This is a genomic window from Paenibacillus glycinis, assembly GCF_009909185.1.
Lineage (GTDB): Bacteria > Bacillota > Bacilli > Paenibacillales > Paenibacillaceae > Paenibacillus_Z > Paenibacillus_Z glycinis.
This window is the reverse complement of sequence record NZ_JAAAMV010000007.1, coordinates 210,084-227,888: the sequence shown is the minus strand read 5'-3', so window position 1 is coordinate 227,888 and position 17,805 is coordinate 210,084. Positions and strand designations below refer to the sequence as shown.

Below are 17,805 nucleotides of genomic sequence, written 5' to 3'. Positions count from 1 at the left end.
AACACAATGTTACAATCGTTTCGACTCAAAAAAATAAATCGTAGACATAGTAAATCCATCTTACAATTTAAATGTATCATGCCGGCGGAGTTTTGTCAAATGTTTATTCGCAAGCTGATAAGGGAGCGATGTTCAATGCGTGCTTTGGTTCTCGGTTTTCAGGAAATGGACGACACGAAGCTTATGCTCGTTGGCGGAAAAGCGCTGAATTTAGGCGCATTATCCACGATAGAAGGCCTGCAGGTACCGGAAGGATTTTGCGTGACAACCGCGGGATTCCAACAAGCCATCGGACAAAACGAAGCCTACCACGCGCTAGTGGAGCGACTAAGCACGCTGACGGCACAAGATCGCGAGCCGATCGGCGAGATCGGCGAGCAGATTCGGCAAATCATCCAGGAAGCGGAAATGCCTGCCGATGTGGAGCAAGCCGTTGCTCGCTATCTCGCCCGGTACGGCGAGGAGCACGCGTATGCCGTGCGTTCCAGCGCGACGGCCGAGGATTTGCCGCATGCCTCCTTCGCCGGGCAACAAGACACCTACTTGAATATCGTCGGCAAAGAGGCGATCATGCGGCATATCGGCAAATGCTGGGCGTCCCTGTTTACCGATCGCGCGGTCATTTACCGGATGCAGCACGGCTTCGACCACAGGCAGGTTTATTTGTCCGTTATCGTGCAAAGGATGGTTTTCCCGGAGGCTTCGGGGATATTATTCACTGCCGATCCGATTAACGCCAACCGAAAATCGCTTTCGATCGATGCCGGCTTTGGGCTCGGCGAAGCGCTGGTCTCGGGTCTGGTCTCAGCCGATAGTTATCGCGTGCAGGCAGGGGAAATCGTCGATAAGAGGATTGCGGCCAAAACATTGGGCATCTACGGACGAGTAGGAGGCGGAACGGAAACCCGGCAGATCGCTCCCGATCGTCAACGTACCCAGACGCTGACGGACGAACAAATTTTACGTTTGGCGCGCCTCGGCAGACGGATCGAGGCTCATTTCGGCTGCCCCCAAGACATCGAATGGTGTTTGGCGCAGGATACCTTTTACATGGTCCAGAGCCGGCCGATCACGACGTTATTTCCGATCCCCGAGGCGAATGACCAAGAAAATCGCGTGTACGTATCCGTCGCCCACCAACAAATGATGACCGATCCCATAAAACCGTTGGGCTTGTCCTTTTACCTGATGACGACTCGGGCGCCCATGCGCAGAGCCGGCGGCAGGTTGTTCGTTGACGTGACGCCTATGCTGGCTTCGCCTGTCAACAGAGATCGGTTCATGGATACGTTGGGCAAATCCGATCCGCTCGTCAAGGACGCGTTCCTGACCATCATCGCACGGGAAGATTTTATTAAACCGCTGCCCGACGACGGGAAGATGCAGGGGCCCGGCAGAAGCCTTACGGACACGAAGGTCTCATTCGACAATGACCCGACAATCGTCGCGGAGTTGATCGAACGCAGTCAAGCCTCGATCGAAGCGTTAAAACAAACCATCCGAACGAAATCGGGTTCGGCCCTAATGGACTTTATTGCGGACGATATCCAAGAATTGCAGAAGATCCTGTTCGACCCGCGAAGCACGAGCGTGTTTATGTCGGCCATGAATGCCACGTCATGGATCAATGAGAAGATGAACGAGTGGCTGGGCGAAACGAACGCGGCAGATACGCTTTCCCAATCCGTGCCGGGCAATATTACCTCGGAAATGGGTCTGGCGCTGTTGGATGTGGCAGACGCGATTCGTCCTTATCCGGAAGTCGTTGCTTATTTACGGCAGGCGAGAGACGAACGCTTTCTGGACGATCTCGCGAAGCTTGACGGCGGACGGGAAGCGCGCGACGCGATTCAGGCTTATCTCGACCGATACGGCATGCGATGCGCCGGGGAAATCGATATGACCAGAACGCGCTGGAGCGAGAAGCCGACGACGCTTGTCCCGCTGATCTTGGCCAACGTCAAAAACTTCGAGCCGCATGAAAGCCGGCGGAAGTTCGAGCAAGGACGAGAAGAAGCTTCGGAGAAAGAAAGATCGTTATTGGAGCGATTGAAGCAGCTGCCGGACGGCGAAGCGAAGGCCGCTGAGACGAAACGCATGATCGACCTCGTCCGGAATTGCATCGGGTATCGGGAATATCCCAAGTACGGCATGGTCAGTCGCTACTTCGTCTATAAGCAGGCCTTGCTGAGAGAAGCCGAACGACTCGCGCAAGCGGGCGTTATTCGCGATAAGGAAGATATTTATTACCTCGCCTTCGAGGAGCTTCGCGAGGTTATCCGCACTAATGAACTGGATGACCGGATCATCTGTGGTCGACAAGAAGAGTACAAGTTCTATGCAAAGCTAACGCCGCCGCGCGTGATGACGTCCGATGGCGAGATCATTACCGGCACGTACAAAAGAGACCATCTCCCGCCCGACGCGATCGTCGGCCTGCCCGTTTCTTCCGGCGTCGTAGAAGGGCGCGCGCGCGTCATCTTGAACATGGAAGATGCCGATCTGGAGGAGGGGGATCTGCTGGTCACCGCCTTCACGGACCCTAGCTGGACGCCGTTGTTCCTGTCCATAAAAGGCCTCGTCACCGAAGTCGGCGGACTGATGACGCATGGCGCCGTTATCGCGCGCGAATACGGATTGCCGGCGGTCGTCGGCGTGGAGCATGCCACCAAACGGATACAAGACGGGCAGCGCATTCGCGTGAACGGAACGGAAGGGTATATCGAACTCTTGTAAAGGCTCCATCCCGCGGATCAGGGACGGGCATGGCAATGAATAACCTGACTATCCAGATTCTGGGTTGACGCTGTTCGCAAGCACGTGCTATAGTTTGCTTATTCGAGTTTCGATTCGAAACCATTCACAAAGGAGGTCGCCAAAATGACAAGTCCAATCGCCCAAATCCCATCCAATTTCATAGGCTTGTATCTATTGGCTGACCCTGCCGTGCGTATGCGTATGCATTAATTCCCCTACGTACTTCGCTCCAGGCGGTTGCGCCTGGAGTTTTTTATTGTTTTCTCCAGGCCCCCGCCTGCACGGTCACGGTCACGCCGCGATTGCTCAAACCAGAAAGGGGCTCTCCTCCGCATGCCGCAAAAACAAAAAAGCGAACCGCAATCCGACCGCAATCCGCAATCCAACCGCGATCCGAAACAATCCATGTCCTGGCTTCTTCAATACCTGCGTCCCGTCAAATGGCGAATGCTCGCGCTGCTGCTGTTGCTGCTGGCGACGACCGCGCTGCAGCTCTTGAACCCGCAGATCGTACAACGGTTCATCGACCAGGCGACGGGCTCGGGAAGCGTCTCCGGCCTGTTGTCGCTGGCGGGACTGTATCTCGCCGTGGCCGTGCTCAATCAATTGTTCACGGTATCGGTCGACTTTCTGGGGAATGACGTCGCCTGGCGGGCCACCAATCAGATTCGGGCCAACCTGCTCAAGCACGTCCTGCGGCTCGATATGCGCTTCCATAACGTCAAGACGCCGGGCGAGATGATCGAACGCATCGACGGAGACGTCACCAACATGTCGAACTTCTTCGCGATGTTCATCGCCAAGATCGTGGGTAGCTTCGTCCTGCTCGCGGGCATTCTGGGCTATATGTTCGTCTATGACTGGATGATCGCCGCGACGATGACGGCCTTCACCTGCCTGTCCATCGGCGTCATGTTCCGAATCCGCGACCTGGGCGTAAAAGCCTCCCAATCGGAGCGCCAAGCGAACGCCTCCCTCTTCGGCCTGATCGAGGAGCGGATCGCGGGCATCGAAGACGTGCAAGCGAACGGCGGGGTGCCGCGCTTGATGAATCGGTACCATCGGGCGATGCGATCGGTATTCCTGTCCGGCCGCAAGGCTTGGATGCTCCGGGTCATGCCTTGGAACGTCACGGTCGCGATGTTCACGGTCACCGTCACGATCGTGCTGCTGCTCAGCGTCCGCATGTATCTGCAAGGCCATATCACGCTCGGCATGTTATTTCTCTTTTTCCAATACACCCAAATGCTGAACGACCCGATCGAACAGCTCGGCGATCAATTGCAAGAGTTTCAAAAGGCCAAGTCTGGCATGCGCCGCGCGCGGGAGCTGCTCTCGCTGCGAAGCGAGATCGCGGACGGCGACGGCGACGAGCTGCCGCCGGGTCCGCTGTCCGTATCGTTCGAGCGGGTGAACTTCGGCTACGGCGAGGATCAGCGCATCCTGCACGACATCAGCTTCAAGCTGAAGCCGGGGGAACGGCTGGGCCTGATCGGAAGGACCGGCAGCGGCAAGTCGAGCATCAGCCGGCTGCTGCTTCGCCTGTATAATTCGGACAGCGGCGTCATTCGGGTAGGCGGGGCGGATATCCGATCCCTGCGCCTGGAATCGCTGTATCGCAGGGTCGGCATGGTCACGCAGGACGTGCAGCTGTTCGACGGCACGCTCCGCGACAATCTGACGCTGTTCAATCCGCGGCTCTCGGACGAAACGATCCTCGAGACGACCGAACGGCTCGGATTGCGCCCGTGGATCGAGGCGATGCCCGAAGGGCTGGACGCGCGCCTCTCCGCCGGAGGCGCATCGCTCTCCGCTGGGGAAGCGCAGCTGTTCGCGCTGACGCGGGTGTTCCTGACCCAGCCGAGCCTCGTTATCCTCGACGAACCTTCCTCGCGGCTCGACGCCGCGACGGAAGCGACCTTGCAGAGGGCCGTCGATCAACTGCTGGAGCAGTGCACGGGGATCGTGATCGCCCACCGCTTGGCCACGCTGGACAAAGTCGACAAAATCATGGTGCTGCGTCAGGGACGCATCATCGAGTTCGGCCCGCGAGCCGCGCTGGCGCAGGATCCGTCATCGGAATACGCGCGGCTGCTGCGAGCCGACCGACAGGAGGAATTGGCATGACCGTCACGCAATTCATGGGGAAGCTGTTTCGTTACAACCCCCTGCTATATCTCGTCAATGCCCTGCTATGGGGCGGGTTCCACGCGATGCCCGTCGGCATCGGACTCGGCATGAAATGGTTCTTCGACCGGGCGACGACCCAATCGCACGATTACCTATGGCTCGCGGTGCCGCTGATCGTCGTCGCGCTGATCCGCTTTTCCAGAGTCGGGCTGTTTTTTATCGCTTTTTTCAAATGGGTGACGTACATCTATCACCTCCAAGCCGTCCTGCGCCGCAATATGCTGGCGGGAATCATGCGCTGGCCCGGACGCAATCTGCCGGCTTCGCCCGGGGAAGCGATGACCCGTTTCCGGGAAGACGTGGACGAAGTCGTCGAATACGTGGAGTCCTGGGTCGATTTCTGGGGGCGCGTGATCTACGCGGTCACCTGCGTCGTGATCATGGCCCGCATCAATTGGCAGATCACGCTCGTGGCCATCCTCCCGCTCGTCATCGTCACGCTGTTTAATAACCTCTCCGGCAATCGGGCAAGACGGTATTCCCGGCTGAACCGGGAAGCGACCGGCCGGATCACCGGCTTCATCGCGGAGACGTTCGGCGCGGTGCAGGCCGTGAAGCTCGGGCGGGCGGAGGACCATGTGCTGAACCGGTTTCTCCAACTGAACGAGAGCCGGCGGAAGGCGGCCCTGCGGGATAACCTGTTCAGGCAGTGGATGCGATCGCTCAACCAGCATGTGCTCAGCATCTGCACGGGCGTCATCCTCCTGATGTGCGCCGCGGAGATGAAGGCGGGCCGCTTCACCGTCGGGGATATCGCGCTCTTCACGTCCTACCTGAGCACGTTCGCGTTCAGCGTGTCCCTGTTCGGCTACATGGTCTTCCAGCACAAACGGCTGCGCGTTGCGCTCGACCGGATGCGGGTTCTGTTTCGCCCGGGCGAGGAAGATCGCATCGCGGAGCATAGCGAGATCCATCTGTACGGCGATCCCCCGGAGACCGAGGCTCCGGTCGCGAGCGCGGACGATCGTTTGCAAAGCCTGGAAGTGCGGGGCTTATCCTATACGTACCCGAACTCGGAGAACGGGATCCGGGACGTCGGCTTCCGGCTGGAGCGCGGCAAGTTCCTGGTCGTGACCGGACGGATCGGCTCGGGCAAATCGACGCTCGTCCGCACGCTCCTCGGTCTCCTGCCGAAGTCCGACGGCACGATCCGATGGAACGGGCGATTGATCGAAGACCCGGCTGCCTACTTCCAGCCGCCGCGGACGTCTTATACGCCCCAAGTGCCGCGGCTGTTCAGCGACACGCTCGGCGAGAACATCACGCAGGGCAGCCCCGTCACGCCGGAAGCGATGGACCGCGTCATTCGCTTGGCCGTCATGGAGCAGGATCTGCGAACGTTGGATAACGGGCTCGAGACGTTCGTCGGCCCCCGCGGCGTCATGCTCTCCGGCGGACAGATTCAGCGTGCGGCCACGGCCCGGATGCTGATGACGCAGTCGGACGTCTTCCTCTTCGACGATCTCTCCAGCGCGCTGGACGTCGAGACGGAGAAAGTGCTGTGGGAGCGGCTGTTCCGGGAACGGGACGTGTCCTGCATCGCGGTGTCCCATCGCCGGGCGGCGCTGGCGCGGGCCGATCACATCCTCGTGATGAAGGATGGACGGGTCGAAGCCGAGGGCTCGCTAGCCGAACTGCTTGCCACCAGCGCGGAGATGCAGCTGCTCTGGCAGGGCGAGGAGTCGAAGGCGGAGAGCGAGGAGGAAGAAGCGGAACAACCGGCGTGAGGTTGCGATTGCGGGGAGTGCGAGCAGCAGTAAGCGCGATGATCGAATGATCCGAAGGAAGGCTGCTATAGAAAGTTAAGATTTTAAGTAGATTATAGCTACTGAGTTGTTTATTGAAACTTACTAATGTATAGTCGTCAAGTGCTATTGCACAATCACATCCGGAGGTTACACGCATGACGACTCAGAATCCTATCGCGCTTCAAACTCCGCTTCGAACGGGCTTCGGGCCAAGAACGACCGCCAAGGAAGCCTTGGGCGGCCAGGACCTGACCGGCAGGATCGCTATCGTTACGGGCGGTTATGCCGGGCTTGGTCTGGAAGCCGTCAAAGCGCTTGCCTCTGCCGGAGCAACGGTGATCGTGCCCGCCCGCACGCCCGAGAAAGCGCAAGCGGCCTTAAGCACGGTTCCGGGCGTGGAGCTGGAACGGGTGGAGCTTATGGATCCCTCGTCCATCGATGCGTTTGCCGAACGTTTCCTCGCTACCGGTCGCCCTTTGCATATGATGATCAATTCCGCAGGCATCATGGCGGCTCCGCTGGTTCGCGATTCGCGCGGATTCGAATCTCAACTTTCGACGAATCATTTGGGCCATTTTCAGTTAACCGCGCGATTATGGCCGGCGCTCAAGAAGGCGGAAGGCGCAAGAATCGTATCCGTATCGTCGTTCGCGCATCAGCTCGGCGGTTTTGATTTCGAAGACCCCAACTTCCATACGCGCGATTATGAGAGGTGGGTTGCGTACGCGCAATCGAAGACGGCGAACGCATTGTTTGCCGTGGCCATGGACAAACGCGGAAAAACGCATGGCGTACGGACCTTTTCCGTACATCCGGGCACGATCATCACGAATTTGAGCCGCCATATGACCGAGGACGAATTGAATGCGTTCAGTGCGTTGAACGAGCGCGGGGAACGCGTCTTATTGGCGTACAGCGACGAATTCAAGACGATCGAAGAAGGCGCGGCCACGCTCGTCTGGTGCGCGGTCCATCCTCAGCTCGACGGGAAGGGCGGCGTTTATTGCGAGAACGGGGACATCGCGGAAATCACGTCCGTTCCGTTCACGCCCGGCGTATTCGAACGCGCGGTGAACGCCGAGGACGCCGAGCGGCTGTGGACGTTAAGCGAACGACTGACCGGCGTGAAGTTCGAACTTTTACCGGTCGGATCGAGCGTTTGCCGGCCTTGCTCCGGTTTCCGGGATCCAGCGGGCTCCGATGAAGGAAAAAGAAGGAGCAACCATGATGTATGCCCAACCGGCTGCGCTGAGGCAAGGGCTTGCCCTGCGAGTCGATCCGAGAACATAAGAAAGGCGGCCAACGAATCCGTTGGTCGCCTTTCTTCATTATGAACCGCGCGCTCGATGCCGGCGCTCGCTTATTGCCAGTATTTCGCGATAATGCCGATAAAGGATACGAAGGCAGCGGTCGGGAAGGGGGCAATCCGGATAGAGGCGAAGCGGCTTCAACCCGATTCACGGAGCTGCACGCACGTATAAGAAGCGGGTGACAGTGAATAATGATACACAAAGTTACAGGAAAAGGAGGTATTTTAAATGCCTGCAATCCCCAAGGAGTGGGAGGAATTCAGGGAATCCTCGGATTTCGTTATTTTCCATCAATCAAATCACGGAGAGCCTTATTTGATCTGCTATTTTAAATCCATTACGGATATCAACATTCTCAATGAACAGATTCTTGATTATATAAGCAAGAACGCCGGACTGCCGTTCGATGAATTATTCGAATCGCTGCCCATCGCGGAGAAAGAGCGCTCGTCCGACTGGAACGCGATCCGAAACAAATTGCTGCGCGGATACGCGGCGATTGGGCACGCCTCCAACCCCGCAACGATGCTGGTGAACGCCTGTCTGTCAAAGGGCCGCGTCGTATCGAAACCCGAAATCGAATTCAATGTCGAAGGTCCGAAAGAAGCGCTCGTCGAGTCATTGGACACGAACTTAAACCTGATTCGCCAGCGGCTGCCGGTCGCTTCGCTGCGTATCAAAGAACTCCAGGTCGGGGATCTTTCCAAGTCGAGGGTGGCGATTTGTTACATCGAGGGGATCGCGAACGAGCAATATGTCCAAACCTGCCTGCAGCGCGTCGGGGACATGCAGTTCGATTCCGTGACGGACATCACCATCATTCAACAAATCATCGAAGACAATTCGAACTCGATCTTTCCGCAGATGCTCGGAACGGAACGAACCGACCGCATTACGTGGAGCTTGACGCTCGGACAAGTCTGCGTCCTGGTTGACGGGTCTCCGAATGCGATTATCGGTCCCGTTACGTTCGAGCATTTCTTCACCTCGTACGAGGATTATTTTTTGCCATGGATCATCGGTTCGATTATTCGCATGATTCGAATCACGTCCGTGATATTCTCCATATTAGCTTCGGCCGTGTATGTAGCCGTCCTGACTTATCATGGTCACGGGATCTCGAATACCTTTCTGCCCACGATCATTGCCTCCCGAATCAACGTTCCATTCCCTCCGGTCGTCGAGGTTCTGATCATGGAACTGTCCATCGAGCTGCTGCGCGAAGCAGGAGCGAGATTGCCGTCCAAGATCGGGCAGACGATCGGGATCGTCGGAGGCATCGTCCTCGGCACCGCCGCGGTGCAGGCTGCGCTGACCAGCAACTTCCTGCTCATCATCGTGGCATTGTCGGCGATGGCTTCGTTCACGACGCCTGTTTTTCGCATGAGCAATACCATACGGATCCTGCGGTTTCCGTTCATTCTCTTTGCTCAACTGTGGGGCTTGCTCGGGATTTTCCTTTGTACCTTCATCGTCGTTACGCATCTGCTCCGCCTTACATCCCTCGGAATGCCGTATCTGGTTCCGTTTTATCCGTTTCGCCCGAAGAGTCTGACCGATACGTTGATCCGTCCGCCGTATGCCGTCTTTCATCATCGGCCGGCGTTCTTTAGGACCCGGAATCCGGTCCGGTACGATAAAGAAAAGGCAAAATTAAAAAAAGACATTGACGACTAACAACGGGTTCGGGGAGGATTGACGTTGACTTCACCTATTCAAGAACGATATACCGTCTCTCCTTATCTCACGTTCGTCATCGTGCACGCCATGCTCTTCGGCATCGACTTTCTGTTCGCGTCCGTCAAGCCGGTCCTGATCGCCGGCCAGGACGCTTGGATGTCCGTGCTGCTTTGCTCCCTGGGCATCCATATCGTCATCGCCATGATGTACCGCGTCCTTAACCGTCATCGGACGGACCTGATGAGCATTCATATTCGATTGTTCGGCAGATGGATCGGCCTGATGTTTAACCTCGCCTTTGCGGTCTATTTTCTGTTCGTAACCGTCTATCATGTCCGATTATTTATTGAAGTGATCCAGGTTTGGGTGTTTCCGGATTTAAAAACGTGGCCGCTGGCGGCGGTTGTGCTCCTGATCGCCTATTACATCATTTCATGCGGTTTTCGAGTTATCGTCGGCATAGGCATGTTCAGCCTGCTCAACACCGTTCTTTTCGCCACGATCTTTTCCATGGTCCCGTTTTTTCACTTCAACAATTTATTGCCCGCCATGAGCCATTCGCCGGAAGACATACTCAGCGCAGCAAAGGAATTGACCATTTCCTACATGGGCATAGAAATGCTCCTGTTCTGCTACCCGTTTATCAAGACACCGGAAAAATCGCAAACATGGGCGCATGCGGGAACGTTATCCATGACCCTGCTTTACGTGATGGAAGTCATCTTCGGGGTGATCACCTTCAAACCTCGGCAGTTGGCGCATGAAATCTGGCCGGGCTTGACCAAATACGGATTCATTCAGTTTCCATTCGTCGAACGATTCGAATTCATCGGCGCATCCGCAACGGTGCTGCGGTTGTTTCCCGTCATCGGATTATGCGTGTGGGTTGCCAGCCGGATCATGAAGTTTACGTTCGCGGTCAGGCAAATGACCGTTCTTCCGTTTTTGTTGGGTTTGGTTTTCATCGCGGTCTGTTTGATTCCGAATCGGATCGGCGTAGACGCCGTTCAATCCTGGATCAGGCTGTCGGGGATCGGCGTTATATTCGTCTATGTCCCCGCGCTCTTTCTATTCGATACTCTCAGAGCAAAGGTGATCAAAACGAAGTGAAACGGACCGCTTGCGTGATGCTGACGATATGCCTGTTAGGGACGGCATGCGTGAAACAACAAATCCTGGATAGAGTCAACCTGTTTATAGTCGCCTCCTACGACAAAATAGCCAACGATCAAATCGAAATCACATTGGCGGTTCCCAAATTTCAAGCCGGAAAGCCCGAGACCGTGACGGATGAACTGTACTCGAAAACAGGCCGTACAAATTCCGGAATCCGGGAATTCATGAGTTCGCAAATGGACAAGCCCTTGCAGACCGGGAAGCTTTCCGTCGTATTATTCGGCAGCGACAAAGCCTCGGGCGGGGTAGCGAAGGAGCTGGACGTCCTGCTGCGCAACGCGGTTTTTTCCCACCGGATGTCCTTGGCCGTGGTGGACGGAAACGCCAAAAACGTATTGGAGCGGAATTTTAGCAAGAAACAGGAGAAAGGGATGTTTATCGATCATCTCCTTGATTCAAACACGAGGAAAGGAGCGCTTCCCAGTCAAAATCTGCATGAATTCGAGTATTCGCTCCTAGGGGAAGGGCTTGACCCCTATTTGCCGCTCCTTCAAATCCAGCATGACCGTCTCGTCGTGTCCGGAACTGCCTTATTCAAAAACGACAAATACGTCGCATCGCTGGATTTTAGCCGGTCGAAGCTCATGAAGCTGCTGCTGCAAGACATGAATCAAGGGATCTTCGACGTGAGGCTCGACAGCGGAGCGTTCGTGGCCATTGAAAATGTCGGCTCCTCCGTGAAGTACCGCATGAAGAATGACGCTGTCGCGATCGGCCTGTCGATGAACGGCAAGATAAGGGAAGCGGACGGCTACCGAATATCGGACAAGGATCTCCGCAATCTGAACAAACGCTTCGAACGACAGCTCGTCCAAGCAGAATCGGAGCTCGTCAAAACGTTTCAAAAACATGGAGTCGACCCGCTGGGCTTAGGGGATTTCGCGAGGAGCCGAAACAAAAACTGGAATGAAGCGGATTGGATGCGCAATTATCCGACGATGGACGTGAGCCTGGATGTCGACGTCAACATCAAGGAGACCGGGACCAGGCTTTAGAATGAGCGCCCGAGCAAGACCATGGACGGCCGATTCCCGATCAAAACGACATGCCGTGCCGCGTTCTTGCGAGAACAGCGGCCACGGCATGTCATGGCTCATTTTTCCCCGATGCCGAGCAGGATGGCACCTAATTGTCCGGGCGTCGAATAGAACGGCGAGTGATCCGTATCCAGCGAGAATACTTCCTTGCAGGGAGAAGCGGCTTCCATTAGCCTCTGCGATGCGATGGGAATGGCTTGATCTCGAAGACCTTCAATATAGTAACGCGGGACTTGACCGTAGTTTTGTTCCGTCAGGCTGAGCGGTGCGACGAATGGACGTAAAGATTGTACCTTTAACCGCGCTGCTGCACGGGCTGCATCCTCGTCCAGGCAATGATTGTAGAAGATATCCTTTGCTTTGTCCGCGGGAACGGCAATCGTACGGCCATCATCGGAGACGCGCATGGCAGGGTTAGGCGGAACCGCGAGCATGTTTTGACCGTGCTGCAATAGAAAGGCAGTCAAATAAACGAGCGAGCGAATGCGTTTCGGGCGGTACTCGGCCGTTTGCGATACGACGATCCCGCCCATGCTGTGTCCGACTAGAATAACCTCTTCATCAAGTTCATCGATGGCAGCTACCACGCGATTTGTATAGGCGTCGAGCGTGACGTCCGATACCGGAGTCAGGTCTTCTCCATGTCCGGGCAAATCAATCGCAATTACGCGATGACCGGCGTTTTCCAACAAGGGAACGATGTTCTCCCAACACCAAGATCCGTGCCACGCGCCGTGAATGAGTATATAAGTCGACAATGAAATCACCTCGGAATGTTGTTAGGTTCTTAGGAGGCAAGCTTGTTCCTGGCTTCCGTTTGACCGGTCAAAATGCCGCTGGATACGAAATAGAACAAGGCGCCGGCGAAGCAGAGCGCGGCAAATACGGCGACGCCGACAAAACCGTTAAAGTTCGCATAGATCAAGCCTGCCAGCCAAGAACCGAGCGTTGTCGCAGCATACATGATCGAGTTGCCCAAGCTCGAGATCGTGCCGCGAATCGACGGATTCAATGAAGTCAGAAGCCCCATGATCAACGGAAACGCGATCCCCATGTTCATGAATACGAAGAAGTATACGCCGTCGAAAGCCGCAACCGAGGGCATGAAAGGCAAGGCGATAAAGCATGCGGTGGCGACAAGAAAGCCTCCTGCCAGCGTATTGAAACGATTGAACCTTTGAATGATATAAGCGCCGCCGAAGCTGCCTGCCAGATTGCCTAAACCCAGAAAAAACATGACGTACCCCACCTGATCGACCGAAAGCGCAAAGCGGTCCGTCATCGATTTTCCGATGAACGCAAAGGCAGCCATAAAGCCGCAATTAAACAGGAAATGACCGAGGAAGGATCTTCTTGCGATTCTGCTGGTCAACAACGGGAGATATCTTTGGAAGATCGGCAGCCTGGTTCGTCGGTCTTGGTTCGGTTTCATCGACGGCAAAGCGAAATGGATAAAGATCGACACTGCCAGGGAACATGCGCCGATGACATAGAAAGGATACGACCAATGGGTTGAAGCGAGCAGACCTCCGATCGGAATCCCGAACGCTTGCGCGGAAGCCAAGCCGGCCATGACGATGCCGAGCACTTTGGCGTTCTTGGCCGGAGGGAACAAAACCGGAATGGAAGCCCAGACTTGAGGCGACGTAAACGCCGCGCTGATGCCGGCCAAGAAACGGAACAATAGCATCGACCAAAAACCCGTGGCAAAGCCGCATAAAATGGTGGCGAGCGAGAAACAAAGCATGCCGCAAAACATGACCTTCTTGCGATCCCAACCGTCGGAGAGCGGGCCGGCGATCAAGGCGAATATCGCATAGCCCAGAGCATAGGCTCCCACCATCCAACCGGAGATTTCGGTCGGGATATCGAACAATTCCTGAAGCGTGGGGATGAGCGGCGAGATCAGAAACGTATCCGTGCCGATAAAAAACATGATCATGAACAATAAAGCCGTGAGCTTACCCAATATGACTCATCCTCTGTCGCTTAGTTTTGTAGTTCAACAAATATTGAACTAATGGACAAAAAAATAAACCTTCGATTTATGCCCTTTGATTCACCTCTTGCTATTTGTTCAGTAGTTCAACAAATATCAAACTACTGAACAAAAAAAATTTCTTGTTTACAACGTATCCAGAAAGCCGGGTAAGTACGATTGAAAGGTTTCCATATCGATGCTCATATACCTCGTTTGCGCGTCTTTTCGTACCTTGATCAATTTCGCCTCCCTTAACGTACGCAAATGATACGAGGTATTCGATTTTGAAATCCCTTGTATGTCTCCCACTTCTCCGCAATTCATCTCGTTTTGCTTGGCGTAGAGATTCCGTATGATTTCCAATCTCGTTTCATCCGCCAAAGCCTTGAATATTCTCGCCCTGTGCTCATCGTTTAATGTTTTTTCGATTGTCATAAAATCATTGTACTAAAGAATCGAAATAAATCAAATCTCCCGGCGCGCCGGCCGCTTCGCGGGCTAATTTGCGATTGGTTGTCCTGCTAACGGCTATTGACGATAACTGTATTCATCACCTCCCGATGGTCGCTACACTCATAGTAGGGGTTCGCCGGCCCGAGATCAATGCGAGCTTTTCTATGATTACGATAGATCCGATCAATGATGCGCCCGGACGAAACGATTGCCATGAGGGCCAACGCAAGAACAATAAGCTATAATGGAACTGGATACAGCAGGCACAGGGCTTCGACCGGATACCATGGTTGCCGCAAGGATTGCAGCTAAAACCAAGGAGGCTGAATCGATGAGCGTCAGTGTAAATTGGGTTTCGGCAGGTGATTTGGAAGCGCTTAAGCAAGAGGGCGCCAAGGTCATACGAGGCGGGATCGCCGTTTTTTATCATGAAGGCCAGGTATACGCGGTGGACAACCGCTGTCCGCATTTGGGCTTTCCGCTTCATATGGGGAGCTTGTGCGACGGGATGTTGACCTGCCATTGGCATCATGCGCGGTTTGACATCTGCGGCGGCGGCACGTTCGATCCGTGGGCGGACGACGTTCCGTCGCACGAGGCGCGGGTCGACGGCGGCGAAGTATGGGTGAATCCGGTCTCCAGAAGAGCGGAAGGCGCGAACAAATACAAGCTGAAGCTGAAAGAAGGGCTCGAGCAGAATATCGGTATCGTCATCGCGAAGGCGGTCGTCGGACTGATCGAGGCGGACGTGCCGGAGCAGCACGTCGCCCGCATCGGCATCGAATTCGGCACGACGCAGGGAACGGGCTGGAACGCCGGGCTGACCATTCTTACCGCGATGGCGCGATGCGTCGGCAAGCTGGATAAGAACGGCAAGATCCTGGCGCTGTACCAAGGACTTGTCCATGTCGCACGGGGAAGCGCGGGGAGAGGCACCCGGCACCTGCTGTCGGCGCTGCCGTCGGCGGACGTGCCGTTCGAACGGTTAAGCGCATGGTACCGAAGCTGCATCGAGGTGCGGGATACGCAGGGGGCCGAGAAGGTGCTGCTCACCGCCATCCTGAAGGGCATCGACACGAAGCGGCTGTCGGAGATGATGCTTGCCGCCGCGACCGATCATATGTACCTGGACGGCGGGCATGTGTTCGACTTCCACAACAAAGCGTTCGAGGCGCTGGCGTGGGCGGAGGACGCGCAAAAGGAACGGATCCTGACGTCGCTCGTGCCGATGATGGCACGGCCGACCCGGAGCGAGGAGCTGCACCAATGGCAGGCGCCGCTGAATCTCGCGGAGCCGATCAAGCAAGCCGTCCGCGAGCTGGAACGGCATGCGGAGCAGGCGGCGAAGTCCGCCGGCGGTTCAACGCAATCCCGGCTGTCGGCCGACTCGGAGGCGCAATTGCTGCAGCAGCTGCTGAGCGATGCGCCGGAGCGGACGATTGCCCTCCTGCGCGACCTGCTCATCGCGGGCACGGCGCCGGCGCAGCTGGCGCAGCTCGTCGCGCTGGCCGCCGCGGAACGGATCGTTCGATTCCACACGCAAAACGATTTCGGCGATTGGATCGCGGTGCTCCATACGTTCACGTATGCGCACGCGGTGCACGAGAGGCTGCTGCAATCGGATGAACCGCTGCTGCGCCGGGCGATTTTTCACGGCGCCGCCAGCGTCTATCTCGACCGCTTCCTGAACGTGCCGGCAGCCGCGCGGCCGAAGCCGTCCGGTTCCGCCGCGCCGGAGAGCCGGCAAGAGCTGCTTGACCTGCTCGATCAGCGCCAGCAGGTCGGACCGGCCGCGCAGTGGGTAACGGACTACGTCCACGGCGGCGGCGAGCCGGGCGCGCTGCTGAACACGCTCGGCCATGCGCTGCTGCGGGAGGATGCGGAATTCCATTCGTTCCAGATGTACGAGGCCGCGGTGACGGAATTCGGCCATTGGCAGGCGGCGACGGGCGAATTCGCGGCGAAGGCCAGGGAAACGATGCTGCTCGCCTGCGCCCGGTATTTGGCGGCGCACGCGCCGACCGCGCGCGAGCTTCCGCATACGGCCAAGATCGCCTGGCGGCTGCACAAAGGCGAACGTTTGTTCGAAGAAGAATAGCAGAGGTTAGACCAGCCGGAGCGCAGGAGCGCTTCGGCTGTTTTATTGCGGTCGGCGCGCGCAACCCGCAACCTCCTGCAGCGCTGCAATCCGCCCCAAGAAAGCAATTCACGCCCGCGGCAAAGCGCAATATGTATCATTTGAGCGTGGCGCCGCAGGTAAAATACCACACATTTCTCCCCGGACAAGCGACCTTCCGGCGACCGCGGCTCCGATGCCGAAGGCCTTGCCATGCCTGGCATGACGGGCTTTTTGGCGTGACAATTCATAATCGACATATATACGGCCGTCCGCGAGATTCCGTAAAATGTGACCTATGAACGGGCAAGCCGAATATGAATGCGCTTGCTTGAAGGATCATCAGCCGCCTTCGCGAGAGGGCGGAAGCTGAGCCAAGGGGAGGAGACGGTACGTTTTGAAAGCAAGTCAAGAGCTGACGCTTCGGACGCAGCCTGGAACCGGGAAGGCCTCCGGGCGAAGAAGAATTCTGCGCAATTGGGAGCTGTACCTGTTTATCGCGCCGTGCATGCTGTATTTCATCGTATTTCAATACGTGCCGATGTACGGGGTTCAGATCGCCTTCAAAAACTTCCTGCCTTCCAAAGGCATCGCCGGGAGCAAATGGGTCGGGTTCGACCATTTCGAACGGTTCTTCAATTCCTATTATTTCTGGGACCTGCTGTGGAACACGTTCAGCCTCAGCTTGTATGAATTGGCGATCGGGTTTCCGCTGCCGATCATTCTGGCGCTGGCGTTCAACGAAGTCAAGAACGGCCTGTTCAAGCGAAGCGTGCAAACGGTTACGTACGCGCCGCATTTCATCTCCATCGTCGTCATGGCGGGCATGATCATCACGTTCCTGAGCCCGTCCTCGGGCATTCTGATCCGCATCATCGAGTGGGTCGGCCTGCAGCCGGCGCATTTTCTGGAGGACCCGCGCTGGTTCAAGACGGTCTACGTGCTCTCCGGCGTATGGCAGAGCGCGGGCTGGGGCACGATCATCTACCTGGCCGCCTTGTCGGCCGTCGATCCGCAGCTGCACGAAGCGGCGATCGTCGACGGCGCGAGCCGCCTCAAGCGGGTGCTGCATATCAATATTCCGACGATCGTCCCGACGATCTCGATCCTGCTGATCCTGAACGTGGGCAACATCCTCGGCGTCGGCTACGAGAAGGTGCTGCTGCTGCAAAACTCGCTGAACATCGAGTCGTCCGACGTCATCTCGACCTTCGTCTACAGGTCGGGCCTGCTGAGCAATCAGCTCAGCTTCTCCACGGCCGTCGGCTTGTTCAACTCCGTGGTCAACGCAATCCTGCTCTTGACGGTCAACCGCATCGCCCAAAAAACCAGCGACAACAGTATCTGGTAGCTAGGA

The 17,805-nt window shown here is 56.4% G+C and carries 12 protein-coding genes; 9 read left to right on the top strand and 3 right to left on the bottom strand.

From position 1 onward, the window contains the following. Positions 1-135 precede the first annotated feature (135 nt). The 7 genes from ppsA to GT019_RS12120 all read left to right on the top strand — a co-directional run bounded on the left by ppsA (position 136) and on the right by GT019_RS12120 (position 11,856). A complete protein-coding gene (ppsA, locus tag GT019_RS12150) occupies positions 136-2,736 on the top strand; it encodes a phosphoenolpyruvate synthase (RefSeq protein ID WP_161743416.1) in 2,601 nt (866 codons plus the stop codon). A 354-nt stretch (positions 2,737-3,090) separates the two neighbouring features. Then, entirely contained in the window at positions 3,091-4,884 is a 1,794-nt protein-coding gene (locus GT019_RS12145; protein WP_161743415.1) for an ABC transporter ATP-binding protein, read from the top strand. Further along, the gene (locus GT019_RS12140; protein ID WP_161743414.1) at positions 4,881-6,674 is read left to right on the top strand and encodes an ABC transporter ATP-binding protein; all 1,794 of its coding nucleotides are present in this window, start codon (positions 4,881-4,883) and stop codon (positions 6,672-6,674) included. Before GT019_RS12145 ends, GT019_RS12140 begins: the two co-directional genes overlap by 4 nt. A gap of 176 nt (positions 6,675-6,850) precedes the next feature. Continuing rightward, positions 6,851-8,029 carry an SDR family NAD(P)-dependent oxidoreductase gene (locus GT019_RS12135; protein ID WP_161743413.1) on the top strand — a complete coding sequence of 393 codons (1,179 nt, stop codon included), beginning with the start codon at positions 6,851-6,853 and terminating at the stop codon, positions 8,027-8,029. 204 nt (positions 8,030-8,233) lie between these two features. Next, complete coding sequence (locus GT019_RS12130; RefSeq protein WP_161743412.1) at positions 8,234-9,682, top strand: spore germination protein; 1,449 nt, start codon at positions 8,234-8,236, stop codon at positions 9,680-9,682. 24 nt (positions 9,683-9,706) lie between these two features. Next, the gene (locus GT019_RS12125) at positions 9,707-10,795 is read left to right on the top strand and encodes a GerAB/ArcD/ProY family transporter (protein ID WP_161743411.1); all 1,089 of its coding nucleotides are present in this window, start codon (positions 9,707-9,709) and stop codon (positions 10,793-10,795) included. Further along, positions 10,792-11,856, top strand: coding sequence for a Ger(x)C family spore germination protein (locus tag GT019_RS12120; RefSeq protein ID WP_161743410.1), 1,065 nt, complete (start codon positions 10,792-10,794; stop codon positions 11,854-11,856). Before GT019_RS12125 ends, GT019_RS12120 begins: the two co-directional genes overlap by 4 nt. Positions 11,857-11,954: 98 nt before the next feature. Here the strand turns inward: GT019_RS12120 and GT019_RS12115 are convergent, their stop codons facing one another. From GT019_RS12115 to GT019_RS12105, 3 genes are all read right to left on the bottom strand, one after another. Beyond that, positions 11,955-12,665, bottom strand: coding sequence for an alpha/beta fold hydrolase (locus tag GT019_RS12115; protein ID WP_328803951.1), 711 nt, complete (start codon positions 12,663-12,665; stop codon positions 11,955-11,957). 20 nt (positions 12,666-12,685) lie between these two features. After that, a complete protein-coding gene (locus tag GT019_RS12110; protein WP_161743408.1) occupies positions 12,686-13,867 on the bottom strand; it encodes an MFS transporter in 1,182 nt (393 codons plus the stop codon). Between the two features lie 156 nt (positions 13,868-14,023). After that, a complete protein-coding gene (locus GT019_RS12105) occupies positions 14,024-14,314 on the bottom strand; it encodes an ArsR/SmtB family transcription factor (RefSeq protein ID WP_161743407.1) in 291 nt (96 codons plus the stop codon). Between the two features lie 349 nt (positions 14,315-14,663). Here GT019_RS12105 and GT019_RS12100 point away from each other — a divergent pair, with 349 nt between their 5' ends. Continuing rightward, positions 14,664-16,430, top strand: a complete 1,767-nt coding sequence (locus GT019_RS12100) for a Rieske (2Fe-2S) protein (RefSeq protein WP_161743406.1) — start codon at positions 14,664-14,666, stop codon at positions 16,428-16,430. Positions 16,431-16,863: 433 nt separating this feature from the next. Beyond that, the gene (locus GT019_RS12095; RefSeq protein WP_235947802.1) at positions 16,864-17,799 is read left to right on the top strand and encodes an ABC transporter permease; all 936 of its coding nucleotides are present in this window, start codon (positions 16,864-16,866) and stop codon (positions 17,797-17,799) included. Positions 17,800-17,805: the final 6 nt, after the last annotated feature.

Coding starts and splice junctions, on each gene's coding strand:
- ppsA (WP_161743416.1), top strand. CDS start 136: ATGCGTGCTTTGGTTCTCGGTTTTCAGGAAATGGACGACACGAAGCTT.
- GT019_RS12145 (WP_161743415.1), top strand. CDS start 3,091: ATGCCGCAAAAACAAAAAAGCGAACCGCAATCCGACCGCAATCCGCAA.
- GT019_RS12140 (WP_161743414.1), top strand. CDS start 4,881: ATGACCGTCACGCAATTCATGGGGAAGCTGTTTCGTTACAACCCCCTG.
- GT019_RS12135 (WP_161743413.1), top strand. CDS start 6,851: ATGACGACTCAGAATCCTATCGCGCTTCAAACTCCGCTTCGAACGGGC.
- GT019_RS12130 (WP_161743412.1), top strand. CDS start 8,234: ATGCCTGCAATCCCCAAGGAGTGGGAGGAATTCAGGGAATCCTCGGAT.
- GT019_RS12105 (WP_161743407.1), bottom strand. CDS start 14,314: ATGACAATCGAAAAAACATTAAACGATGAGCACAGGGCGAGAATATTC.
- GT019_RS12100 (WP_161743406.1), top strand. CDS start 14,664: ATGAGCGTCAGTGTAAATTGGGTTTCGGCAGGTGATTTGGAAGCGCTT.